Source organism: Microbacterium sp. NPDC055502 (assembly GCF_053643635.1).
Map to the genome: position 1 here is coordinate 1,839,659 of NZ_JBSHKJ010000001.1, position 24,000 is coordinate 1,863,658.

General features: G+C 69.1%; 17 protein-coding genes and 1 tRNA gene. 17 read left to right on the forward strand and 1 reads right to left on the reverse strand.

Annotated elements, in window-relative coordinates:
- Positions 1 to 3 precede the first annotated feature (3 nt).
- From ACWH95_RS09010 to ACWH95_RS09025, 4 genes are read left to right on the forward strand one after another with little or no spacing between them, the layout of a single operon-like run.
- The gene (locus ACWH95_RS09010) at positions 4 to 978 is read left to right on the forward strand and encodes a carbohydrate ABC transporter permease (protein ID WP_136032289.1); all 975 of its coding nucleotides are present in this window, start codon (positions 4 to 6) and stop codon (positions 976 to 978) included.
- Positions 975 to 1,808 carry a carbohydrate ABC transporter permease gene (locus ACWH95_RS09015; RefSeq protein WP_136032291.1) on the forward strand — a complete coding sequence of 278 codons (834 nt, stop codon included), beginning with the start codon at positions 975 to 977 and terminating at the stop codon, positions 1,806 to 1,808. Before ACWH95_RS09010 ends, ACWH95_RS09015 begins: the two co-directional genes overlap by 4 nt.
- Entirely contained in the window at positions 1,805 to 3,325 is a 1,521-nt protein-coding gene (locus tag ACWH95_RS09020; protein WP_378803415.1) for a glycoside hydrolase family 3 protein, read from the forward strand. Before ACWH95_RS09015 ends, ACWH95_RS09020 begins: the two co-directional genes overlap by 4 nt.
- Before the next feature lie 14 nt (positions 3,326 to 3,339).
- Positions 3,340 to 4,212, forward strand: coding sequence for a MurR/RpiR family transcriptional regulator (locus ACWH95_RS09025; protein ID WP_136032295.1), 873 nt, complete (start codon positions 3,340 to 3,342; stop codon positions 4,210 to 4,212).
- A 20-nt stretch (positions 4,213 to 4,232) separates the two neighbouring features.
- Here ACWH95_RS09025 and ACWH95_RS09030 read toward each other — a convergent pair whose 3' ends face one another.
- Positions 4,233 to 5,156, reverse strand: a complete 924-nt coding sequence (locus ACWH95_RS09030) for a sugar kinase (protein WP_136035909.1) — start codon at positions 5,154 to 5,156, stop codon at positions 4,233 to 4,235.
- 167 nt (positions 5,157 to 5,323) lie between these two features.
- On the opposite strand from ACWH95_RS09030, the gene ACWH95_RS09035 reads away from it, so the two are divergent.
- The 13 genes from ACWH95_RS09035 (at position 5,324) to ACWH95_RS09095 (ending at position 23,970) form a co-directional block, all read left to right on the forward strand.
- Positions 5,324 to 6,997, forward strand: coding sequence for an ABC transporter substrate-binding protein (locus ACWH95_RS09035; protein ID WP_136032298.1), 1,674 nt, complete (start codon positions 5,324 to 5,326; stop codon positions 6,995 to 6,997).
- Between the two features lie 132 nt (positions 6,998 to 7,129).
- A complete protein-coding gene (locus tag ACWH95_RS09040; RefSeq protein WP_136035908.1) occupies positions 7,130 to 8,134 on the forward strand; it encodes an ABC transporter permease in 1,005 nt (334 codons plus the stop codon).
- Positions 8,135 to 8,168: 34 nt separating this feature from the next.
- Entirely contained in the window at positions 8,169 to 9,131 is a 963-nt protein-coding gene (locus ACWH95_RS09045; protein ID WP_136031619.1) for an ABC transporter permease, read from the forward strand.
- A complete protein-coding gene (locus ACWH95_RS09050) occupies positions 9,128 to 10,831 on the forward strand; it encodes an ABC transporter ATP-binding protein (RefSeq protein ID WP_206251716.1) in 1,704 nt (567 codons plus the stop codon). Before ACWH95_RS09045 ends, ACWH95_RS09050 begins: the two co-directional genes overlap by 4 nt.
- Before the next feature lie 208 nt (positions 10,832 to 11,039).
- Positions 11,040 to 14,543, forward strand: a complete 3,504-nt coding sequence (gene rpoB, locus ACWH95_RS09055; RefSeq protein WP_136031622.1) for a DNA-directed RNA polymerase subunit beta — start codon at positions 11,040 to 11,042, stop codon at positions 14,541 to 14,543.
- Positions 14,544 to 14,624: 81 nt separating this feature from the next.
- Positions 14,625 to 18,500, forward strand: a complete 3,876-nt coding sequence (gene rpoC / locus ACWH95_RS09060; RefSeq protein ID WP_136035906.1) for a DNA-directed RNA polymerase subunit beta' — start codon at positions 14,625 to 14,627, stop codon at positions 18,498 to 18,500.
- Positions 18,501 to 18,620: 120 nt separating this feature from the next.
- Complete coding sequence (locus ACWH95_RS09065; protein ID WP_454120554.1) at positions 18,621 to 19,550, forward strand: PfkB family carbohydrate kinase; 930 nt, start codon at positions 18,621 to 18,623, stop codon at positions 19,548 to 19,550.
- Positions 19,551 to 19,636: 86 nt separating this feature from the next.
- Positions 19,637 to 19,721 (forward strand) — tRNA-Tyr (locus ACWH95_RS09070).
- Positions 19,722 to 19,826: 105 nt separating this feature from the next.
- Positions 19,827 to 20,711, forward strand: a complete 885-nt coding sequence (locus ACWH95_RS09075) for a bile acid:sodium symporter family protein (protein WP_240745359.1) — start codon at positions 19,827 to 19,829, stop codon at positions 20,709 to 20,711.
- Between the two features lie 9 nt (positions 20,712 to 20,720).
- Positions 20,721 to 21,212 carry an FBP domain-containing protein gene (locus ACWH95_RS09080; protein ID WP_136044941.1) on the forward strand — a complete coding sequence of 164 codons (492 nt, stop codon included), beginning with the start codon at positions 20,721 to 20,723 and terminating at the stop codon, positions 21,210 to 21,212.
- 46 nt (positions 21,213 to 21,258) lie between these two features.
- Positions 21,259 to 22,059 (forward strand): enoyl-CoA hydratase/isomerase family protein, encoded by an 801-nt coding sequence (locus ACWH95_RS09085; RefSeq protein ID WP_136031649.1) that lies wholly within the window; start codon positions 21,259 to 21,261, stop codon positions 22,057 to 22,059.
- A 121-nt stretch (positions 22,060 to 22,180) separates the two neighbouring features.
- Positions 22,181 to 23,182, forward strand: a complete 1,002-nt coding sequence (locus tag ACWH95_RS09090; protein ID WP_136036360.1) for a hypothetical protein — start codon at positions 22,181 to 22,183, stop codon at positions 23,180 to 23,182.
- Between the two features lie 2 nt (positions 23,183 to 23,184).
- Positions 23,185 to 23,970: an inositol monophosphatase family protein gene (locus tag ACWH95_RS09095; RefSeq protein WP_454120661.1), complete on the forward strand. Its 786-nt coding sequence runs from the start codon at positions 23,185 to 23,187 to the stop codon at positions 23,968 to 23,970.
- The last annotated feature ends 30 nt before the right edge of the window (positions 23,971 to 24,000 follow it).

Consider the following 24,000-nt stretch of genomic DNA (forward strand, 5'->3'; position numbering starts at 1 on the left):
TCCATGTCGATGGTGCAAGCGCCACTGCCGGCCACGAAGGCGGAGTCCACCTCCGCCTCCGTGGCCGGCGGCCGGAAGAAGCGAGGACTCTCGCTCGTCACGGCCCGTCCCTGGCTTCTCCTCGCGCCCGGGCTGATCATCCTCGCGGTGCTCATGCTCTGGCCGCTCGTCCAGGTGTTCATCTACTCGCTGCAGGACTACGGACTGCGCGAGATCAACACCGGCGAGAACAACTGGATCGGCCTGGACAACTACGTCGAGGCGCTCACCAACCCGACCCTGTGGACGGTGGTGCTCCCCAACACGGTCGGCTTCGCGGCCGTCGCGGTGTTCACCACCGTCGCACTCGGGACCCTGGTCGCGCTGCTGCTCGCGCGCCTCGGCACCGTGTGGCGCACCATCGTGTCCAGCTGCATCATGGTCGCGTGGGCGATGCCCGCCGTGACCGGCACCTACGTCTGGACGTTCATCTTCGATGCCGACCGCGGCATCTTCAACTCGGTGCTCCAGGACCTCGGCCTCATCGACGGCCAGGTCAACTGGTTCACCAACCAGTGGTCGTTCTACGCGATCGTGCTGCTCAACGTCGTCCACCACGGCTTCCCGTTCGTGGCGATCACGGTCCTCGCCGGGCTCCTCGGCGTCTCGAAGGAGATGCTGGAGGCCGCGGCCCTCGACGGCGCCGGTGCATGGCGCCGGTTCTGGAAGATCATCTTCCCCACGCTCAAGCCCGTGTTCTCGGTCGTCATCATCCTGTCGACCATCTGGGACTTCAAGGTCTTCGCGCAGGTCTACCTGATGCCCGGCGGAAGCGGCGGCAACCGCCAGGTGCTGAACCTGGGCGTGTGGTCGTACGTGGAGTCGTTCGGGCAGAACCGCTACGGCTTCGGCGCCGCGCTCGCGGTGCTGCTCACCCTCGTCCTGATCGGCATCACGATCGTGTACATCCGGTCGCTCATGAAGGAGGACGAGCTGTGAACCCGCGCCCCCGGCTCCGCTCCCGCATCGGTCTCGGGATCGGCGTCGCCGCCGTCCTGATCTTCACGCTGTTCCCCGTGTACTGGATGGTCTCCAGCGCACTCGACGGCAAGGCCTCCAGCGGTGGGCAGTCGCTCCTGCCGCAGGAGTTCACGTTCGACAACTTCGCCTTCGTGCTCACCGAGGGCGGCTTCGGCACCTACCTGCGCAACTCCGCCATCGTGGCGCTCGTCACGGTGCTCGTCAGCGCGCTGGTGTGCCTGCTCGCGGCGGTCGCCGTCGCGCGCTTCCGCTTCAAGTTCCGCACCACGATCCTCATGATGATCCTGGTCGTGCAGATGGTGCCGCTCGAGGCGCTCGTGATCCCGCTGTTCCTCCAGGTGAAGAGCCTCGGCCTGCTCAACAGCATCATCGGTCTGATGGTGGTGTACGTGGCGCTGTCGCTCGCGTTCGGCATCTGGATGCTGCGCGGCTTCGTCGCCGCCGTGCCCGTCGAGCTGGAGGAGGCCGCGTACATCGACGGTGCCAGCTGGTGGCGCATGTTCCGCTCGGTGCTGCTGCCGCTCGTGATGCCGGGTCTCGTCGCGACCAGCATCTTCAGCTTCATCACCGCCTGGAACGAGTTCATCTTCGCGATGACGATCCTCGGTGCCCAGACCGACCAGTACACGGTGTCGATCGGCCTCAAGTCGTTCTTCGGCCTCTACTCCAACGACTGGGGCAGCATCATGGCCGCATCGACCATCATCACCGTGCCGGTCATGATCTTCTTCGTGATCGTGCAGCGTCGGCTCTCCGCCGGCATGGTCGCCGGGGCGGTGAAGGGATGACCGACGAGCTGGAGCGCCTGGCGAACGGCGTGCTGTGGCCGGGCTTCCTCGGTACGGAGGCGCCCGCGTGGCTTCTCGATGAGCTGCGCGATGGACTGGCCGGTGTCGTGTACTTCGGGCAGAACGTCGGAGAGGGGCTGCCGGCGCTGAGCGCCCAGATCCTCGACGCGAACCCCGCGGCGCTGATCGGCGTCGACGAGGAGGGCGGCAGCGTCACGCGCCTGGAGTCGGCCACCGGCTCCACGCTCCCCGGCGCGGCGCAGCTCGGCACGCTCGACGATCTCGTCGCCTCGGAGCGCACCGGTGCGGAGCTCGCCCGCCGCGTGCGGGCGGTGGGCGGGAACGTCGTGCTCGGCCCGGTCGCCGACGTCAACACCGATCATCGCAACCCGGTCATCGGCGTGCGGTCCTTCGGCGCGGACACGGAGCTCGTGTCGCGCCACGCGGTCGCGATGCTCGACGGCATCCAGGACGGCGGGGCGGCGGCGTGCGTGAAGCACTTCCCGGGTCACGGCGACACCCACGTCGACTCGCACCATGCGCTGCCCCGGATCGACCTCGACCTCGACGAGTACGAGCGCGAGCACCTGGAGCCGTTCCGTGCCGCGGTGGAGGCGGGCGTCGACGCCGTCATGACCGCGCACATCGTGGTTCCCGGGTGGGGCGACGCTCCGGCGACCCTCAACCCGCGCGTGCTCGGCATCCTGCGCGACTGGGGCTTCGACGGCGTGATCATCACCGACGCGCTCGACATGGCCGCGATCCGCGAGACCGTCGGGCTCGGCGGCGGCGCGGCACGTGCCCTCGCCGCCGGCGTCGACCTGCTGTGCATCGGCAATCCGACCAACCCCGGCGAGGCGGCGCTGCCCGACCAGGATCTGCGCGACTTCCGTGCTGCGCGCGACGGGATCGTGGCTGCGCTGCGCGACGGCTCGCTGTCGCGCGAGCGCGTGGAGGAGGCCGCGGGACGCGTGGCCGCCCTCGCCGCGAAGCTGCAGGCGCAGGCTGCCCGCGAGCACGCCGGGCAGCAGCCCGTGGACGGCTTCGACGCGCAGGACATCGCCCGGCGCGCGGTGACCCTCGTGGGCGCGACGCCGGAGTCGGCCGAGGCGCTCGCGGTGATCGACGCCCGCCGTCGCTCGACCCTCGCCGTCGACAGCGCCGCGTCGTACGTGGCCAGCGCCCTCGCGGGCGACGGTGTGCGCGTCCGGCTCGATGTCGCCGCGCGTCCTGTGACGGAGCAGGACGACGTGATCGCCGAGGTCGTCGCGGCCCCTGGCACCACGGTGGTGCTGGTGGACCGGCCAGACGCGGAGCCGGCACAGCGCGCTCTCGTGGAACGCACCGCCGCCCGCGACCCGCACGCGGTCGTGGTGAACGTCGGGCTCCCCGCCCGCACCCCGCTTCCCCTGCCGACCGTCGAGGTCGGGGCGGCCAGCAGGCTCGGGGCGCAGACCGCACGGGAGGCACTCCTGGGTCGCTTCCCGCTACGGCAGAGGTCGACCACCGCCGGTTGAGACGGGATCAGCGCATGGACGACGACGTTCTGGCCACGGTGCGGCGCTCCCTGCCCAGGCTGAGCGCGGCCGAGGGCCGCGTGGCCGAGACCATCCTCGGCGACCCCACGCTCGTCGTCGACCTCGCGATCAACGATCTGGCGCAGCTGTGCCGCACGTCGCTGTCCACCGTGGCGCGGTTCGCCCAGTCGCTGGGGTTCAGCGGCTACCGCGAGCTGCGGGTCGCGGTCGCCCGCTCGGTCACGCTCGCCCAGGCGCAGCAGGCGCGCTTCGGCCTGGACACCACCGCGATCGATCCGCACGACGGGCCAGGCGCGATCGCGGCGAAGCTCGCGGCGCAGGAGATCGACGCGATCGAGAAGACCGCCCGTGCGCTCGATGAGGCCGCCCTCGACCGGGTCGCGCGTGCGCTGGTGGCCGCCCGCCACATCGACCTGTTCGGTCAGGCGGCGTCGTCGCTGACGGCGCAGGATCTGCAGTTGAAGCTGTCGCGCATCGGGTGCTCGGTGTCGCACTCCGCCGATCCGCACCTGGCGATCACGACCGCGTCGCTGCGTTCGCCCGAGGACGTCGCGATCGCCTTCTCGCACGGCGGGGAGACGGCCGAGACGGTCAGGGCGCTGGAGGTGACGCGCGACACCGGAGCGCTCGCGGTCGCCGTGACCAGCGATGCGGACTCCCCGCTCGCGGCGGTGGCGGACGTGGTGCTGCTCAGCCAGGCGCAGGAGTCGCCGTATCGCATGGCGGCGATGTCGAGTCGGATCGCACAGCTCGCCCTGATCGACGTGCTGTTCGTGCGCGTGGTGCAGCACCGCGGGGAGCCGGTGGCCGTGTCCCTGCAGCGCACGCACGATGCCGTGCCGCCGCGCCGTCCGCGCCGCGCGTAGGGGGGTGACGGCAGGGAGGCTCAGTCCACGTGGTCGCGGGTGCTGGCGATCGCGCGCGTGGCGATGCGGTGCGCACGGGCCAGGCTGCCGCTGAGCGAGAGCCCGGCGAGCACCCCGGCGAGGAAGCCGCCGGCGAACGCGTCTCCCGCGCCGATCGTCTCCACGACGGGCGCGTCGAGGGCGTCGCTCTGCGCGCGATCCCCGCGGTCGAACGCCACGGCGCCGGCCGGGTCGGTCACCACGACGAACCGCGGCTCGGGGAACAGCGCGCGGAGGGCGTCGGGGTCGCTCGTGCCGAACACCGCCGCGGCGTCCGGCCTGGTGCAGAACAGCACGTCGGCGTCGCGGGCGAGTCCGCCCAGCAGGCGCTTCGCGTGGTCTTCCCTCCCGCGCCAGAGCGCCGGACGCCAGTTGAGGTCGAAGCTCAGCAGCGCGTGAGCGGGACGGTGGTCGCGGAACAGCGCATCCTGCGCGGCGGCGGCCGAGTCCGACAGGGCTGGCGTGATGCCCGAGGTGTGCACGAGCGCGGCACGGGCGAGGAGGGCAGCGGCCGCGGGCGTCTCGAGGGTGCGCGGAGACAGTGCGGCGGCGGCCGACCCTGCCCGGTAGTAGTGCATCGTGCCCTCGACCGTGCCGTCCGGCCGGGGCGACAGCTCCTTGACGTACAGCCCGGTCGGCGCGTCCGCATCGACCTCGATCGCGCTGTCGTCCACGCCGTGGGCGCGGAGCTCGCCCGTCAGGAACCGGCCGAACCCGTCGTCGCCCACGCGCGAGACCACGGCCGTGTCGACTCCCGCCGAGGCGAGCGCGATCGCGGTGTTCCACTCCGCGCCCGCGAGCGACCGGTCGAACGTGCGGCAGATCTCCAGGGCACCGGCGGTGGCCGGGACGAGGGCGACCATGCCCTCGCCGAAGCAGACGGCGAGCGGGGTGGACTCTGGCACGTTCTCGACGGTACCCGATCCCGAGTCCCGCGCGTGTCGATACCGGATCGCAACCTCCGGCTATTTGGCATCCGCGATCCGGCTGGGTACCTTCGAGGAATCACCGTCTCCGGGGCGACGACGCCCCGGGTACGCGCATCGAAGCGCCCGACAGGGAAGGTCACACAATGCACCAGTCAGCCATGCGTCGGCGAGGGATCGTCGCCGTCACCGGAGCGGCCATCGCGGCTCTCGCTCTCGCCGGATGCGTCGCCAGCGAGCGCGGCGACAACGGTTCGGAGGGCTCGGGCGACGTCGACGGCACGTTCGTCTTCGCCGCGTCGTCCGATCCGGCGAGCCTCGACCCCGCGTTCGCGCAGGACGGCGAGACGTTCCGCGTCTCCCGCCAGATCTTCGAGGGTCTGGTGGGCACCGAGCCGGGCACCGCCGACCCCGCGCCGCTGCTGGCGGAGTCGTGGGAGTCGTCCGAGGACGGCATGTCGCACACGTTCCAGCTGAAGGAGGGGGTGACCTTCCAGGACGGCACCCCGTTCAACGCCGAGGCGGTCTGCTACAACTTCGACCGCTGGTACAACTGGACCGGTCTGGCCGCCTCCGAGGCGTTCGGCTACTACTACAACAAGCTCTTCAAGGGCTACGCGTCGAACCCCGCCGACGCCGTCTACAAGTCGTGCACGCCCGACGGCGAGAACTCCGTCACGATCGAGCTGAACAAGCCGTTCGCCGGGTTCATCGCCTCGCTGTCGCTGCCCGCGTTCGGCATGCAGAGCCCGTCCGCGATGCAGGAGTTCGGCGCCGATGAGGTCGGCGGGTCGGCCGAGGCGCCGCAGCTGTCCGAGTACGCGATGGGCCACCCGGTCGGCACGGGCCCGTACCAGTTCGAGGAGTGGGCGCCGGGCGAGCAGGTCACGCTCAAGGCCTACGACGACTACTGGGGCGACGCGGGTCAGGTCGACGAGATCATCTTCCGCACGATCGACGATCCGACGGCCCGCCGCCAGGCGCTCGAGTCCGGCTCGATCGACGGCTACGACCTCGTCGGTCCCGCCGACACCAAGGCGCTCGAGGACGACGGCTTCACGATGGTGTCGCGCCCGCCGTTCACGATCCTGTACCTGGCGTTCAACCAGGCCGTGCCCGAGCTGCAGGACCCGAAGGTGCGCGAGGCCCTCTCGTACGCGGTCGACAAGGACGCGCTGATCAGCCAGGTGCTGCCCGAGGGCACGCAGAAGGCCACGCAGTTCGTGCCCGAGGTCGTCAACGGCTACAACCCCGACGTCACGACCTACGACTACGACCCCGAGAAGGCCAAGGCTCTGCTCGCGGAGGCCGGCTACGACGAGTCGAACCCGCTGAAGCTCACCTTCAACTACCCGGTCAACGTGTCGCGTCCCTACATGCCGGACCCCGAGCAGATCTTCACGGTGCTGTCGTCGCAGCTGTCCGAGGTCGGCGTGGAGACCACCCCGGTGTCGGAGGAGTGGGTCGAGTACCTCGACCGCACGACCGGCACCTCCGACCACGGCATCCACCTGCTGGGCTGGACGGGCGACTACAACGACACCGACAACTTCGTCGGCGTGTTCTTCGGCCAGCAGAGCTCGGAGTGGGGCTTCGACAACCCGGAGCTGTTCCAGAAGCTGACCGAGGCTCGCGGCGTGTCCAACCTGGAGGAGCAGACCGCGCTGTACGAGGACATCAACGAGATGGTGGCGGAGTTCATCCCCGGCGTCCCGCTCGCGCACCCGGCTCCGACGCTCGCGTTCGATCCGCGCGTGAAGAGCTACCCTGCCAGCCCGGTGAACGACGAGGTCTTCACGGACATCGTCCTCACCAAGTAACGGCCTGACCGACCGAGACCCCTTCGTCTCGTCGCTCCGCTCCTCGTTCAGGGACCGGATCGGGAAACACCATCCCGGTTCGGTCCCTGAACGAGCGGAGCGAGACGACGGGCCTGATCGACGGAGATCTTCGTGCTGCGCACCATCGGCAGGCGACTGCTGTTCCTCATCCCCACCCTGTTCGGGCTCAGCATCCTGCTGTTCGCCTGGGTCAGGGCCCTTCCCGGCGGCCCCGCGGTCGCCCTCCTCGGCGAGAAGGCCACACCCGAGGCGATCGCCAGGGTCAACGAGCTCTACGGCTTCAACAAGCCGCTCATCGAGCAGTACTTCATCTGGATCACGCGCCTGCTGCAGGGCGACTTCGGCACCTCGATCCAGACCAACCGTCCGGTGGTGGAGGAGTTCTTCCGCCGGTTCCCCGCCACGATCGAGCTGAGCGTCATGGCGCTCATCTTCGCGGTGGGCGTCGGCATCCCGCTCGGCTACTGGGCCGCGCGGCGACACGGCAAGTTCACCGATCACGCCTCGGTCGTGCTGAGCCTGATCGGCATCACCATCCCGGTGTTCTTCCTGGCGTTCATCCTCAAGTACGTCTTCGCGGTGCAGCTGGGCTGGCTGCCGTCCGACGGGCGGCAGAACCCGCGGATAGACGCGACGCATCCCACCGGGTTCTACGTGTGGGACGGCATCATCACCGGCGAGTTCGACGCGGCGTGGGACGCCATCCTGCACCTCATCCTCCCGGCGCTCGCGCTCGGCACGATCCCGCTGGCGATCATCGTGCGCATCACAAGGGCGAGCGTGCTCGAGGTGCAGAACGCCGACTACGTCCGCACCGGGCGCGCGAAGGGCGTCGGCTCGTCGACGCTGCGCAGCCGCTTCATCCTGCGCAACGCCATGCTGCCGGTGATCACCACGATCGGTCTGCAGACGGGACTGCTGATCTCGGGGGCGGTGCTCACCGAGACGGTGTTCGCGTTCCCCGGCATCGGCTCGTTCCTGGCGCGGGCCATCTTCACGCGGGACTTCCCGGTGCTCCAGGGCTTCATCATCTTCATCGCGATCGCGTACGCGCTGATCAACCTGGCGGTGGACGTCTCCTACAGCTTCATCGACCCGAGAGTGAGGGTGCAGTGATGTCTCTCCTCATCGTCCGAAAGGAGGCGGTCGCATGAGCATCGCCCTCCCACCCGCACAGGGACCCTCCGCCGAGAGCGGGGGAAGCATCGACACCGTCGCGATCGCGCAGGCCGATCTGAAGAACGGCGGCGGCTTCTGGAGCGACGTGTTCCGTCGACTCCGCCGCAACCCGACCGCATGGATCGGCGCGGTCATCGTGCTCGTCTTCCTGGCAATCGCCCTGCTGGCACCGGTGATCGCCCCGTATCCGGAGACCGCGCTCCCCGGCGCGAAGTTCATCACCCCGACGCACATCCCCGGACCGGGCGAGCTGCCGGAGTTCCCGCTCGGGCTCGACCGCTTCGGCGGCGACGTGCTCTCGAAGCTGATCTGGGGCGCGCAGGCGTCGCTGCTCATCGGTGTCGTCTCGACCGCGATGGGGCTCGTCGGCGGCATGCTGCTCGGGCTCATCGCCGGCACGTTCGGCGGCTGGGTCGACACGGTCATCATGCGCGTGGTCGACATCATCCTGTCCGTGCCGAACCTGCTGCTGGCGGTGTCGATCGCGGCGATCCTCGGCCAGACGCCGTTCGCGGTCATGATCGCGATCGGTGCCTCGCAGGTGCCGATCTTCGCGCGGCTGCTGCGGGCGTCGATGCTGCAGCAGCGCTCCAGCGACTACGTGCTCTCGGCGCAGACGCTGGGCCTCGGCCGCGGCCGGATCACGATGTCGCACGTGCTCCCCAACGCGATCGGCCCCGTGATCGTGCAGGGCACGCTGACGCTGGCGACCGCGGTGATCGACGCGGCGGCGCTGTCGTTCCTCGGGCTCGGCGGCGGCCGCCCCGAGACCGCCGAGTGGGGGCGCATGCTCACCTACGCCCAGGCGGAGCTGGCGATCGCGCCGTGGCTGGCGTTCCTGCCCGGCATCTGCATCGCGGTCACGGCGCTCGGCTTCACCCTGCTGGGCGAGGCGCTGCGCGAGGCCATGGACCCGAGGACGAGGGCACGATGAACACGCGAGACGAGGGCGCCGCGCGCGCCGCGAGGGAGAACCGCATGTCGGACGAGCCGCTGCTGTCGGTCGAGGGACTGGCGGTCGACTTCGCCACCATGGACGGCGTCGTGCACGCGGTCGAGGGCGTCGACCTGGAGATCCGACCGGGCGAGACGGTCGCGATCGTGGGTGAGTCCGGGTCGGGCAAGTCCACCACCGCGATGGCCATCATCGGGCTGCTCGCCGGGGGCGGGAAGGTCGCGGCGGGCAGTATCCGCCTGGACGGCCGCGAGATCGCGCACGCCTCGGAGAACGAGCTGCGCACGATCCGGGGGCGCGACATCGGCCTGGTCCCGCAGGACCCCATGTCGAACCTCAACCCGGTCGCCAAGATCGGCACGCAGGTCGCAGAGACGCTGCTCGCGCACGGCCTGGCCACGCGGCAGAACGTGCAGGGGAAGGTCGTCGAGGCGCTCACGGCCGCGGGCCTGCCCGACCCGGAGCGCCGCGCCAAGCAGTATCCGCACGAGTTCTCCGGCGGTATGCGCCAGCGCGCGCTGATCGCGATCGGGCTGGCGTGCAAGCCGCGGCTGCTGATCGCCGACGAGCCCACCAGCGCGCTCGACGTCACGGTGCAGCAGACCATCCTCGACCAGATCGGCGAGATGACGCGCGAGCTCGGCACGGCGGTGCTGCTCATCACGCACGACCTCGGTCTCGCGGCCGAGCGGGCGGAGCGGGTCGTGGTGATGCACCGCGGCAAGGTGGTCGAGCAGGGGCCCGCGCGGCAGATCCTGGAGGACCCGCAGCACCCGTACACGCAGTCGCTCGTGAAGGCGGCGCCCTCGGTCGCGGTCGCCCGGCTGCGGCCGGAGGCGTTCGTGCGCGACACGTCCGCCGCGGAGCTGCCCGCAGCGGAGGAGAAGCCGCGCGACCACATCGTCGAGATCGAGAACCTCACGAAGGTGTATCCGGTGCGGGGCAAGCACGAGGACTTCGTGGCCGTCGATGACGTGTCGCTGGCGATCCCGCGCGGCGAGACGGTCGCAATCGTCGGAGAGTCCGGCTCGGGCAAGACGACGACCGCCCGCATGCTGCTCAAGCTGATCGAGCCGACGAGCGGACTCATCCGCTACGAGGGCAAGGACATCGCATCGCTGAATCGTGCGGAGACAAAGGAGTTCCGGCAGCGCGTGCAGCCGATCTTCCAGGACCCGTACTCGAGCCTGAACCCGATGTTCACGATCGAGCGTTTGATCGCCGAGCCCCTGGAGTTCTATCGGCGGGGGAGTGGCGCCGACCGTCGCAAGCGCGTGCGGCAGCTGCTCGACGACGTGGCGCTGCCGCAGTCGATGCTGCGCCGCTACCCGTCGGAGCTGTCGGGCGGTCAGCGGCAGCGCGTCGCGATCGCCCGGGCGCTCGCGCTCTCGCCCGACCTCATCGTGTGCGACGAGCCGGTGTCGGCGCTCGACGTGCTGGTGCAGGACCAGATCCTGCGGCTGCTCGGCGACCTGCAGCGGGAGTACGGCCTGAGCTACCTGTTCATCTCGCACGACCTCGCGGTGGTGCGGCTCATCAGCGACTACGTGTGCGTGATGAAGGACGGGAAGCTGGTCGAGGCGGCGACGTCGGAGGAGATCTTCACGAATCCGCGCGACCCCTACACGCGGCGCCTGCTCGCCTCGATCCCGGGCAACGAGCTCGGCATCGCGTCCTGAGACGGGGGAGCGAGCGCCAATACCGCAGGTTCTGAGATTGGTCAAGGACTGTGCTTGCCATGTCGCGGAATCGTGGGTATAGTTGGTAGTTGCGCTCGCTCCTCCCTGCCCTCATATGGTGGTCGGCATCCGTTGAGCTCTCGAGCGCGAACTCCACCTGACGACAAAGGAATCGAGAAGCCCTGCGGGGCTCACGGAGGTTATTCCCTTGGCTGCTGCTCCCAACGCATCCACATCCACCACCACCAAGAACGGACGCGGAGCTTCCCGTCTTTCGTTCGCCAAGATCTCCGACACGCTGACGGTCCCCGACCTTCTCGCTCTGCAGACCGAGTCCTTCGGCTGGCTCGTCGGCAACGACGCCTGGAAGGCGCGCGTGGCCGAGGCGAAGGCCGCCGGTCGCACCGACGTGAACGAGAACAGCGGTCTGGGCGAGATCTTCGAGGAGATCTCCCCGATCGAGGACCTCGGCGAGACGATGCAGCTGTCGTTCACGAACCCGTACCTCGAGCCGGAGAAGTACTCGATCGAGGAGTGCAAGGAGCGTGGCAAGACCTACGCCGCGCCGCTGTACGTCGAGGCCGAGTTCATGAACCACCTCACGGGTGAGATCAAGACGCAGACGGTCTTCATGGGCGACTTCCCCCTGCAGACCGACAAGGGCACGTTCATCATCAACGGCTCCGAGCGCGTCGTCGTGTCGCAGCTCGTCCGCTCGCCCGGTGTCTACTTCGACAAGACGCCCGACAAGACCTCCGACAAGGACATCGTCTCGGCGCGCGTCATCCCGAGCCGCGGTGCCTGGCTCGAGTTCGAGATCGACAAGCGCGACCAGGTGGGCGTGCGCGTCGACCGCAAGCGCAAGCAGTCCGTCACGGTCTTCCTCAAGGCGCTGGGCATGACCAGCGAGGAGATCCTGGCCGAGTTCGCCGGCTACACCTCCATCGAGGAGACGCTCGCGAAGGACACGATCGTCACCAAGGAAGACGCGCTGCGCGATATCTACCGCAAGCTGCGTCCGGGCGAGCAGGTGGCCGCCGAGGCCGCCCGCGCGCTGCTCGACAACTTCTACTTCAACCCGAAGCGCTACGACCTCGCCAAGGTCGGCCGGTACAAGATCAACCACAAGCTGGGTCTCGACACCCCGCTGACGGAGTCGGTGCTGACGGTGCAGGACATCGTCGCGACCATCAAGTACCTGGTGCGTCTGCACGCCGGCACCGAGGAGACCTTCGAGGGCATCCGCGGCGGCAAGAAGACGGAGATCCGTCTCGCGACCGACGACATCGACAACTTCGGCAACCGTCGCATCCGCGCGGTCGGCGAGCTGATCCAGAACCAGGTCCGCACGGGTCTGTCCCGCATGGAGCGCGTCGTCCGCGAGCGCATGACCACGCAGGACATCGAGGCCATCACGCCGCAGACGCTGATCAACGTGCGCCCCGTCGTCGCCGCGATCAAGGAGTTCTTCGGAACCTCGCAGCTGTCGCAGTTCATGGACCAGAACAACCCGCTCGCGGGTCTGACCAACAAGCGCCGCCTCTCGGCCCTCGGCCCCGGTGGTCTGAGCCGCGACCGCGCCGGCGTCGAGGTCCGTGACGTCCACCCCTCGCACTACGGCCGCATGTGCCCGATCGAGACCCCGGAAGGCCCGAACATCGGCCTGATCGGTGCGCTCGCGACCTTCGCGCGCATCAACTCGTTCGGCTTCATCGAGACCCCGTACCGCAAGGTCGTCGACGGTGTCGTGACCGAGCAGATCGACTACCTCACGGCGTCCGAGGAGGTCGACTTCAACATCGCGCAGGCCAACGCGCCGCTCGATGCGAAGGGTCGCTTCCGCGAGAGCCACGTGCTCGCGCGCCCCAAGGGCGGTAGCGGTGAGGTCGACCTGTTCCTGCCGGAGGAGATCGGCTACATCGACGTCTCGCCGCGCCAGATGGTGTCGGTCGCGACCTCGCTCGTGCCCTTCCTCGAGCACGACGACGCGCAGCGCGCGCTCATGGGCGCCAACATGCAGCGCCAGGCCGTGCCGCTGCTGCGCAGCGACTCGCCGCTCGTCGGCACCGGTATGGAGGGTTACACCGCCATCGACGCGGGTGACGTGATCACCGCCGAGAAGGCCGGTGTCGTCTCCGAGGTCTCCGCCGACCGCGTCGTGGTCATGCTCGACGAGGGCGGCACGCAGGAGTACCACCTGCGCAAGTTCGACCGCTCGAACCAGGGCACCTCCTACAACCAGAAGGTCGTCGTGTCGGCCGGTGAGCGCGTCGAGGTCGGCGAGGTCATCGCCGACGGCCCCGCCACCGAGAACGGCGAGCTGGCCCTCGGCAAGAACCTCCTCGTCGCGTTCATGACGTGGGAGGGCTACAACTTCGAGGACGCCATCATCCTGAGCCAGGACCTGGTGAAGGACGACACCCTCTCGTCGATCCACATCGAGGAGTACGAGGTCGACGCCCGCGACACCAAGCTCGGCAAGGAGGAGATCACCCGTGACCTCCCCAACGTCAGCCCCGAGCTGCTGAAGGATCTCGACGAGCGCGGCATCATCCGCATCGGTGCCGAGGTCCGCCCCGGCGACATCCTCGTCGGCAAGGTCACGCCGAAGGGTGAGACCGAGCTGTCGGCCGAGGAGCGCCTGCTCCGCGCGATCTTCAACGAGAAGAGCCGCGAGGTCCGCGACACGTCGCTGAAGGTGCCGCACGGTGAGCAGGGCACGATCATCGCCGTCAAGGAGTTCAACGCCGAGGACGGCGACGACGAGCTCGGCTCCGGCGTGAACCGCCGCGTCGTGGTCTACATCGCCCAGAAGCGCAAGATCACCGAGGGTGACAAGCTCGCCGGCCGTCACGGCAACAAGGGTGTCATCGCGAAGATCCTGCCCGTCGAGGACATGCCGTTCCTCTCGGACGGCACGCCGGTCGACATCGTCCTCAACCCGCTGGGCATCCCGGGTCGAATGAACTTCGGCCAGGTGCTCGAGACCCACCTCGGGTGGATCGCGAAGCAGGGCTGGAAGGTCGAGGGCACCCCGGAGTGGGCCGCCAAGCTGCCGGAGCAGGCCTTCGAGGCCGCCCCCGGCACCAAGGTCGCGACCCCGGTGTTCGACGGCGCCAGCGAGGAGGAGATCGCCGGTCTGCTCGACTCGACGCTCCCGACGCGTGACGGCCTGCGCCTGATCGACTCGAGCGGCAAGACGCAGCTGTTCGACGGCCGCTCGGGCGAGCCGTTCCCGGCGCCGATCTCCGTGGGCTACATGTACATCCTGAAGCTCCACCACCTGGTGGACGACAAGATCCACGCCCGCTCCACCGGTCCGTACTCGATGATCACCCAGCAGCCGCTCGGTGGTAAGGCGCAGTTCGGTGGACAGCGCTTCGGTGAGATGGAGGTGTGGGCCCTCGAGGCCTACGGCGCCGCGTACGCCCTCCAGGAGCTCCTCACGATCAAGTCCGACGACATCCTCGGCCGCGTCAAGGTGTACGAGGCGATCGTCAAGGGCGAGAACATCCAGGAGCCCGGCATCCCGGAGTCGTTCAAGGTGCTCATGAAGGAGATGCAGTCGCTCTGCCTGAACGTCGAGGTCCTCTCGGCCGACGGCACGCTGGTCAACCTCCGCGACACCGACGACGAGGCGTTCCGCGCCGCAGAGGAACTCGGTATCAACATCTCCAGCCGCTTCGAGGCCGCCTCGATCGACGAGATCTAATCCTTCGGGAGCCGGGGACCGCCGTGTCCCCGGCTCACCGAAGCAGACTTCTCAAACAGAATTTCCGACACAGGAGAACTAGTGCTCGAGTCCACAACCTTCGATGAGCTTCGCATCGGCCTGGCGACCGCAGACCACATCCGCGCGTGGTCCTACGGCGAGGTCAAGAAGCCCGAAACCATCAACTACCGCACCCTCAAGCCGGAGAAGGACGGTCTCTTCGGAGAGCAGATCTTCGGCCCGTCCCGTGACTGGGAGTGCGCCTGCGGCAAGTACAAGCGCGTCCGCTTCAAGGGCATCGTCTGTGAGCGCTGTGGCGTGGAGGTCACCAAGAGCTCCGTCCGCCGTGAGCGCATGGGTCACATCGAGCTCGCCGCTCCCGTCACCCACATCTGGTACTTCAAGGGCGTGCCCTCGCGCCTCGGCTACCTGCTCGACATGGCGCCGAAGGACCTCGAGAAGGTCATCTACTTCGCCGCCTACATGGTCATCTCGGTCGACGAGGATGCTCGTCACCGCGACCTGGGCACGCAGGAGAACAACATCCGCCTCGAGCTGAAGACGCTCGGCGACCGCCGCGACGCCAAGATCGCGGAGCGCCTGGCCAAGCTGGAGGAGGAGCTCGCGGCTCTCGAGGCCGATGGTGCCAAGGCCGACGCCAAGAAGAAGGTCAAGGACGCCGCCGAGAAGGAGATGTCGCTCATCCGCAAGGGTGCCGACGAGGCGATCCTGAAGCTGGAGCGCGTGTGGGAGGACTTCCGCACGCTCGAGGTCGGTGCCCTGCGCCCGGAGGACGACGTCTTCCACGAGCTGCAGGACCGCTTCGGCCAGTACTTCGAGGCCTACATGGGTGCCGAGGCGATCCAGCGTCGCCTGGCCGCGTTCGACCTGACCGCCGAGGCCGAGAGCCTGCACCTGCAGATCTCGGAGGGCAAGGGCCAGCGCAAGATCCGTGCGATCAAGCGCCTCAAGGTCGTCAACTCGTTCCTCGAGACCGGCATGAGCCCGGCCGCGATGGTGCTCGACGTCGTCCCGGTGATCCCGCCGGAGCTGCGTCCGATGGTGCAGCTCGACGGTGGCCGCTTCGCGACCTCCGACCTGAACGACCTGTACCGCCGCGTGATCAACCGCAACAACCGTCTCCGTCGCCTGATCGACCTCGGCGCCCCCGAGATCATCGTCAACAACGAGAAGCGGATGCTGCAGGAGGCCGTCGACGCGCTGTTCGACAACGGCCGCCGTGGTCGCCCCGTCACCGGTACCGGCAACCGTGCACTGAAGTCCCTGAGCGACATGCTCAAGGGAAAGCAGGGTCGTTTCCGTCAGAACCTGCTCGGCAAGCGTGTCGACTACTCGGGCCGTTCGGTCATCGTGGTCGGCCCGCAGCTCAAGCTGCACCAGTGCGGTCTGCCCAAGCAGATGGCGCTCGAGCTCTTCAAGCCGTTCGTCATCAAGCGCCTGATCGACCTGGGTCACTCGCAGAACATCAAGGCCGCGAAGCGCGCCGTCGAGCGCACGCGTCCCGAGGTCTGGGACGTGCTCGAGGAGATCATCCGCGAGCGTCCGGTGCTGCTCAACCGTGCACCCACCCTGCACCGTCTGGGCATCCAGGCGTTCGAGCCGCAGCTCGTGGAGGGCAAGGCCATCCAGCTGCACCCGCTCGTCTGCGCGGCGTTCAACGCCGACTTCGACGGTGACCAGATGGCCGTGCACCTGCCGCTGTCGGTCGAGGCTCAGGCCGAGGCCCGCGTGCTGATGCTCGCGTCGAACAACATCCTCAAGCCGTCGGACGGCCGTCCGGTGACCCTGCCCTCGCAGGACATGATCATCGGTCTGCACCACCTGACCACGGTCAAGGCCGGCGCCAAGGGCGAGGGCCGTGCGTTCGGCTCCGTCGGTGAGGCGCAGCTCGCGTACGACGAGGGCACGCTCGACCTGCAGGCGAAGGTCCGCATCCGCATCCCGGGTCTGGCCTTCCTGGAGGGCGAGGCTCCCGAGGGCTACGAGAAGCACGGTCTGGTCGACGCGTCGCTCGGTCAGGCGATCTTCAACGACGCGCTGCCGAAGGGCTACCCCTTCGTCCGCGAGCAGGCCGACAAGGGCAAGCTGTCGCAGATCGTCAACAAGCTGGCCGAGGAGTACCCCAAGGTCGAGACGGCCGCCACGCTGGACCGCATCAAGGATGCCGGCTTCTACTGGGCGACCCGTTCGGGTGTCACCGTCGCGCTGAGCGACATCCTCACCCCGCCGAACAAGGCGGAGATCGTCGCGGGCTACGAGAAGCAGGCCGCAAAGGTCCAGTCCCAGTACGAGAAGGGCCTCACGACCGACGCCGAGCGTCGTCAGGAGCTCATCAAGATCTGGACCGAGGCGACCGACGAGGTGCAGGCCGCGATGAAGGCGCACTTCCCGGAGGACAACACCATCAACCGCATGGTGTCCTCGGGCGCCCGTGGTAACTGGCTGCAGATCCGGAACATCGCCGGTATGCGTGGTCTGGTGAACAACCCCAAGGGTGAGATCATCCCGCGTCCGATCATCTCCTCGTACCGCGAGGGTCTGTCGGTGGCGGAGTACTTCATCGCGACGCACGGTACCCGTAAGGGTCTGGCCGACACCGCTCTGCGTACCGCCGACTCGGGTTACCTGACCCGTCGTCTGGTGGACGTCTCGCAGGACGTCATCATCCGCGAAGAGGACTGTGGCACGTCGAAGGGCCTCGAGCTCCCGATCGCCGCGCCGAACTCGCAGGGTGAGCTGGTGCGCGACGCGAACGTCGAGAACTCGGTGTTCGCCCGGACGCTGGCCTCCGACGTCGTGAACGCGGCGGGCGAGGTCCTCGCCTCGGCCGGCGACGACGTGGGCGACGTGCTCATCGACAAGCTGGTCGCTGCGGGTGTCGAGACCATCAAGGTCCGCTCGGTCCTGACCTGCGACTCCGCCGTCGGCGTGTGCGCGCAGTGCTACGGCCGTTCGCTCGCGACCGGCAAGACGGTCGACATCGGCGAGGCCGTCGGCATCATCGCGGCCCAGTCGATCGGTGAGCCCGGTACCCAGCTGACGATGCGTACCTTCCACACCGGTGGTTCCGCGTCGGCCGACGACATCACGCAGGGTCTGCCCCGTGTGCAGGAGCTGTTCGAGGCCCGTACCCCCAAGGGTGCGTCGCCGATCGCCGAGGCCGACGGCCGCATCACGATCGACGAGACCGACAAGGCCAAGAAGGTCATCCTGACGCCCGACAACGGCGACGAGCCCGTCGTCTACCCGGTGCTGAAGCGTGCGACGCTCCTCGTCGAGGACGGCCAGCACGTCTCGGTCGGTCAGCCCCTGCAGGTCGGCACGCTCGACCCCAAGGAGGTCATGCGCGTCATGGGTGCCCGCGAGGTGCAGAAGTACCTTGTCGGCGGCGTGCAGGGCGTGTACCGCTCGCAGGGTGTGCCGATCCACGACAAGCACATCGAGGTCATCGTCCGCCAGATGCTCCGCAAGGTCACCGTCGTCGACCACGCCGACACGACCCTGCTGCCGGGTGAGATGGTCGACCTGAAGCGCTACCAGCAGATCAACCGCGAGGCCGTGGCCGAGGGCAAGCGCCCCGCGTCGGGTCGCCCGGAGCTGATGGGTATCACGAAGGCGTCGCTCGCGACCGAGTCGTGGCTGTCCGCCGCGTCCTTCCAGGAGACGACCCGCGTGCTCACGCAGGCCGCCATGGAGGGCAAGCGCGACCCGCTGGTCGGTCTCAAGGAGAACGTCATCATCGGTAAGCTCATCCCCGCCGGAACCGGTCTCTCGAAATACCGTGACGTCACCGTCGAGGCCACCGAGGAAGCCAAGAGCGAGCGCTACCCGAACCGGATCTTCGCATCCGACGGCGCGTACGCGGACGGCGACTTCGGCTACGTCGACTTCGACGCGTTCTCGACGGACGACATCACCCCCGGTACCTACAACTGAGGTGTGACTGAGTGAACGAAGGCCCCGGGCATCGCCCGGGGCCTTCGTCGTCCCTCGTCGCGTTCGGGCACGCAGTTCGGCAGCGCTCCGGAGCGTGGGCGGGCGCGGTAGGGTCGGCGAGTGAGCACTGAGACTTCCCCCGGCGGCTCGGCCGTCGTCATCGGAGACGCCCTGATCGACGAGATCCGGGATGACAGCGGCGTCCGCGAGTTCGTCGGCGGAGCCGCCCTGAACGTGGCGGTGGGTCTGCGGCGGCTCGGAATCCCCACGACGCTCATCGCGATGGTCGGAGAAGACGTCGCAGGCGCGCACATCCGCGAGTATGTGGCGGACCACGGCGTGCGCCTGATCGCGAGCGCGGCGCCGCACGGGTCGTCGCGCGCCGTCGTGACCCGGGCCGCGAACGGCGAGCCGAGCTACGTCTTCAACCGTGCCGCCCAAGAGCGCACGATCCGCTACTCGGACGACGCGGTGGCCGCGATCGCGGACGCCGACCTCGCGGTCGTCAGCTGCTTCCCGTTCGACGCACCCGCCGAGGTCGACGCGCTCGCGGCCGCCCTGGACGGTGCGCGCCTCGCGATCGATCCGAACCCGCGCACGGGCATGCTGAGCGACCGCGACGAGTTCGTGCGCGGCTTCGAGCGTCTGGCCGCGCAGGCCGAGGTCGTGAAGGTCGGCGCCGACGACGCGGCGGTGCTCTACGACGGCGACCTCGACGTGCTGCGCTCCCGTCTCCGGGGGCTCGGCGTGCGCGCGGTGCTGGCCACCGCGGGGGCGGACGGCGCGGTGCTCGAGTCCGACGCCGGCACTTCGACGGCCCCGATCTCCGCGCTCCCCGGGCGCCTCGTCGACACCGTGGGGGCGGGCGATGCGACGCTCGCCGCCGTCGCCGCCGGTCTGGTCGCCGCTGCTCCGCAGGCCGCAGGGGAGTGGGATGCCCTGCTGCGACGGGCCATGGACATCGCGGCCGCGACGTGCAGGGCCGAGGGCGGTCTGCTGCGCACGCCCGAGTCGCTCGCCGAGTCCGACCGCGGGGTGCACGGCAGCTGACGCCTCGATTTCTCGACCCCGCATCGTGCGGGTATGATGGATCTTCGTGCCCCCGGTTGGCTGTTGAAGTCGGACGGGTGCGCTCTGGCGAGTTACCCAAGTGGCCAAAGGGATCTGACTGTAAATCAGCCGTCTTCGACTTCGGGGGTTCGAATCCCTCACTCGCCACCACGGAAGCCCCCGCTCGTCGGGGGCTTCTTCCGTTTCGGCGCGCGTCTCACGAACCCGTGACACCGAGGCCCTCCGTCCGCCACACTGAGTGCCATGGGATCAGCGTTGACCACCATCGGACTGCCCGTCGCGCTCGGCATCATCATGCTGGGTCTGGGCCTGAGCCTCACCCTCGGCGACTTCGCGCGGGTGCTCAAGCAGCCGAGGGCGGTGATCGTCGCGCTGCTGTGTCAGCTGGTGCTCCTTCCGGCCGTCTGCTTCGGGCTCGTGCTGCTGTTCCAGCTGCCGCCGGTGCTGGCGGTGGGCATGATGATGCTCGCCGCGTCGCCGGGCGGCACCACGGCGAACCTGTACAGCCACCTGTTCCGCGGCGACATCGCCCTCAACATCTCGCTCACGGCGGTGAACTCGGTGATCGCGGTGATCACGCTGCCGATCATCACGAACCTCGCGATCGCCTACTTCCGCCCGTTCGATGACACGCTGGGGCTGCAGTGGTCGAAGGCCCTCGAGGTGTTCGCGATCGTGCTGCTGCCCGTCGCGCTCGGCATGCTGATCCGGCGGTTCTGGCCACGGTTCGCCGCGAGCATGGACAAGCCGGTGCGCATCGCCTCGGTCGTCATCCTGATCGTCGTGATCGCGGGCGCCGTGGCCTCGAACTGGACGCTCCTGGTCGACAACGTGGCGCGTCTGGCTCTCATCACCGTGCTGTTCTGCCTGGTCAGCCTCGCGGTCGGATTCCTCATCCCGCGGATGCTGCGGGTGGGCAAGCGTCAGGCGATCGCGACGTCGTTCGAGATCGGCATCCACAACGCGACCCTGGCGATCGTGATCGCGCAGTCCGTGCTCGGTTCGGTGGAGCTGAGCCTCCCCGCGGCCGTCTACGGGGTGCTGATGTTCTTCATCGCGTTCGGCTTCGGGTTCCTCATCCGCGAGCGCAGCGGTGCGTCTGAAGCGCGGACCGCGCCCGCCGTCGAGGGCGTTTCCTAGACTGGAGTGATGCGAGCCCTCACCGAAGCCGACGTCCGGGCCTCGTTCGTGAACGCGGACGCGGACGAGCTGCGCGTCATGGAGATGCCGCACGACTTCCTCCTGGTCGACTGGGACTACCTCGACTTCTTCGCCTGGCGCGACCCGAGCGCGGGCAAGCGCGGCTACGTCCTGATCCAGCACGAGGGACGCGTGGTCGGTGTCGTGCTGCGGGCGTCGGAGCCCGGTCGCGGGCGCTCCGGCATGTGCAACATCTGCCACACGATGCAGCCGGGCAACCAGGTCGCGCTGTTCTCCGCGCGACGGGCGGGCGAGGCCGGCGCTCGCGGCGACTCCTTCGGTACGTACATCTGCGCGGACCTCTCCTGTCACGAGAACGTGCGACTCGCGCATCCGCTCGCGCCGAACGAGATCCGCGCGGCGGGTCAGGCCGACTTCCGCCTCGATGGCACGCGCCGCCGGATGGAGGGGTTCGTCTCCCGCGTGTGGGAGCAGGGCTGAGTCCGGCTAGCCTGGATCCACACGTCCTGTGCTCGAGGGAGACGCCATGAGTGAAGCCATCCTGTTCGCGGTCGACGAGGGGATGGCGCGGCTGACGCTGAACCGTCCGGCTCGCCTCAACGCCTTCAACGCCGATCTGGCCCACGCCTGGCGTGACGCCACGGCCGAGGCCACCTCGCGGAGCGACGTGAAGGCGATCCTCCTCGACGCGGCGGGGCCGGCGTTCTGCGCGGGCGGCGACGTGATCGACATGGCGACCACGATGGGCGCCTCCGGTGCCGAGATCACCGCGCTCGCCGAGGTGATCAACGCGGGCATCCGCTCGCTGACCGAGTCGAGCATCCCGGTGGTCGCCGCCGCCCACGGTACGACGGCGGGTGGCGGGCTCGGCATCCTGCTCGCGACCGACTACGCCGTGGTCGGGGCACGATCGAAGCTCGGGAGCCTGTACGCCAACATCGGTCTCACGCCCGACCTGTCGGTGTCGGCGCAGCTGGCCCGTGCGATCGGTCAGCGCAGAGCGCTGCAGCTCGTGCTGCAGGATCGGTTGCTGACGGCGGCCGAGGCGCTGGAGTGGGGACTGGTGGCCGAGGTCGTGGAGGGCGAGGACGCGGCTGCGGAGGCGGAGGCCGTGCGCTCGCGCGCCGAGGAGGTCGCGCGCTTCTGGCTGGCCGGGGCCGCGGATGCCTATGGCCAGGCCAAGCGGCTGGTGCGGTCGCAGCCCGAGCGCACCTTCGTCGAGCAGCTGTCGGAGGAGGCGCGCTCGATCGGTGCCGCGCTCGAGACTCCCGACGCGCAGGCGCGGGTCGCCGCGTTCGCTGCGGCATCGGCGCGCAAGACGGCCTGACTCTTCCTCCCCAGCCACCGGTTTTCGTCGCGTCCGTCCGCACGGCGCGAAGATCCCCGAACCGGGACCGGCGCGCGTGGGAGGATGTGGACATCGATCGCCACTCGACGAGAGGACCCCCATGTCCCATCCGGACATCAGCACGCCGCCGCAGGCTGAGAAGAAGAACATGTCGCTGCTCATCCGAGGCTCGATCTGGGTGGCGATCGGCGCGCTGATCGCGGCCGCGCTCGTGTGCGTGGTGTGGGTGCTGATCGGCGACCAGAACGGCCTGATCGGTCGCGCCTTCCTCACGATCCTGCTCCTGGCCGCGTTCGCCGGCATCGCGATCCTGGAGGCCGGGCTCGCCCCCAATCGCCCGGACTGGCTCCAGCTCGCGAGCATGGTCAGCTGGGTCGTGGCGCTCCTGGTGGGGCTCGTGAAGATCTGGCTCCCGGAAGACGGCATCTACTTCGGGGCGGAGCGCTTCTTCCAACTCCTGCTCGTGATCGGAGTGCTCCAGCTCGCCCTGCTGCACGTGCGTCTGTTCACGAAGGCGGCGCAGCGCCACGTCACCACGTTCACGCGCGTCATCTTCATCGTGACGGTCGTGTTCCTCGGTGCGCTCGTGGCGATGCTCGTGTTCTTCCTCGCGTTCCCGAACACGTTCGACTACAGCGAGCTGTACTGGCGCATCGTGGTCGCCCTCACGATCCTGGTCGCGGTGGGCACCACGCTCATCCCCCTGCTGAACGCGCTCTTCGCGCCGAGGAAGGCCGCCACGCCGACGCCGCAGAACCCGGCTCCCGCGTGGCCCACGTTCGCCGACGGCCGCACCCCGCTCCCCGCACTGCCCGACGGCTCGCCCGACTGGAACGCGTACTACACCGGCTACCCGACGGCTCCGCAGCAGGCTCTCCCGCAGCCGCAGACCACGGCGTTCCCCGTGGTTCCCGAGGCCGCGGTCGCGCAGCCCGCGCCTCCGGCTGCGCCCTCCGCACCCCCGGTGGCCCAGCCCGGCCCTCCGGTACCGGACGCACCGGTGCCGCCCCGACCCGCCGCGCCGGAGCCCCCCGCGCCGCATCAGGGCGAACCTCCCGCGTTCCCGCCGCCCCCTCCCGCGCCGGGGAACCGGGCGTCGTGACAGTGTCACAGGAGCAGGAGCTCGGCACGCTCGCTGCGGAGGTCGCTCGGGAGGCGGGGGAGCTCGCCAGGACACGCCGACAGCAGGGGGTCACCCTGGCCGCGACCAAGTCGACACTGGCCGACATCGTGACCGAGGCCGACCGCGAGGTCGAGGCGCTCATCCGCGACCGTCTGCTGACGGCGCGGCCGCACGACGGCTTCCTCGGCGAGGAGTCCGGTACGGCGGCGGGCGACAGCGGGATCACCTGGGTGGTCGACCCCATCGACGGCACCGTCAACTATGCCTACGGCATCCCGGCCTACAACGTCAGCATCGCGGCCGTGCAGGGAGAGCCCGACCCGAGCCGGTGGGAGGCGCTCGCCGCCGCCGTGCACGCACCGGCCGTGGGGGAGACCTTCACCGCCGCTCGAGGTCACGGAGCCTGGCTCGATGGCAGGCGCCTCGAGGTCACGCAGGAGACACCGGCCGGCGCGCTCCTCGCCACCGGGTTCGGCTACGACCCCGCGACCCACGACGGCGACCTCGCGACCGTGCGCCGGGTGATGCCCATCGCGCGGGACCTCCGGCGGATGGGGTCGGCCGCACTCGACCTCGCGTACGTCGCCGCTGGCCGACTCGACGGCTACTTCGAGCGCGGACTGGCCCCCTGGGACCTCGCGGCGGGCGCGCTCTTGGTGAGCGAGGCGGGCGGCATCGTGACGCGCGTCGACACCGACTCCCCTCGGCCGCTGCTGATCGCCGGAGGACCAGCCGTGCACGCGCGGCTCACCGAGATCCTGTGCTGAGAAACCTGGACTGATACATGGCATTCCCAG

Excerpts from the sequence above, each read along its gene's own strand:
- ACWH95_RS09050 (WP_206251716.1), top strand. The coding sequence starts at position 9,128 with ATGAACACGCGAGACGAGGGCGCCGCGCGCGCCGCGAGGGAGAACCGC.
- ACWH95_RS09035 (WP_136032298.1), top strand. The coding sequence starts at position 5,324 with ATGCACCAGTCAGCCATGCGTCGGCGAGGGATCGTCGCCGTCACCGGA.
- ACWH95_RS09025 (WP_136032295.1), top strand. The coding sequence starts at position 3,340 with ATGGACGACGACGTTCTGGCCACGGTGCGGCGCTCCCTGCCCAGGCTG.
- ACWH95_RS09085 (WP_136031649.1), top strand. The coding sequence starts at position 21,259 with ATGAGTGAAGCCATCCTGTTCGCGGTCGACGAGGGGATGGCGCGGCTG.
- ACWH95_RS09010 (WP_136032289.1), top strand. The coding sequence starts at position 4 with ATGTCGATGGTGCAAGCGCCACTGCCGGCCACGAAGGCGGAGTCCACC.
- ACWH95_RS09090 (WP_136036360.1), top strand. The coding sequence starts at position 22,181 with ATGTCCCATCCGGACATCAGCACGCCGCCGCAGGCTGAGAAGAAGAAC.
- ACWH95_RS09045 (WP_136031619.1), top strand. The coding sequence starts at position 8,169 with ATGAGCATCGCCCTCCCACCCGCACAGGGACCCTCCGCCGAGAGCGGG.
- ACWH95_RS09080 (WP_136044941.1), top strand. The coding sequence starts at position 20,721 with ATGCGAGCCCTCACCGAAGCCGACGTCCGGGCCTCGTTCGTGAACGCG.
- ACWH95_RS09020 (WP_378803415.1), top strand. The coding sequence starts at position 1,805 with ATGACCGACGAGCTGGAGCGCCTGGCGAACGGCGTGCTGTGGCCGGGC.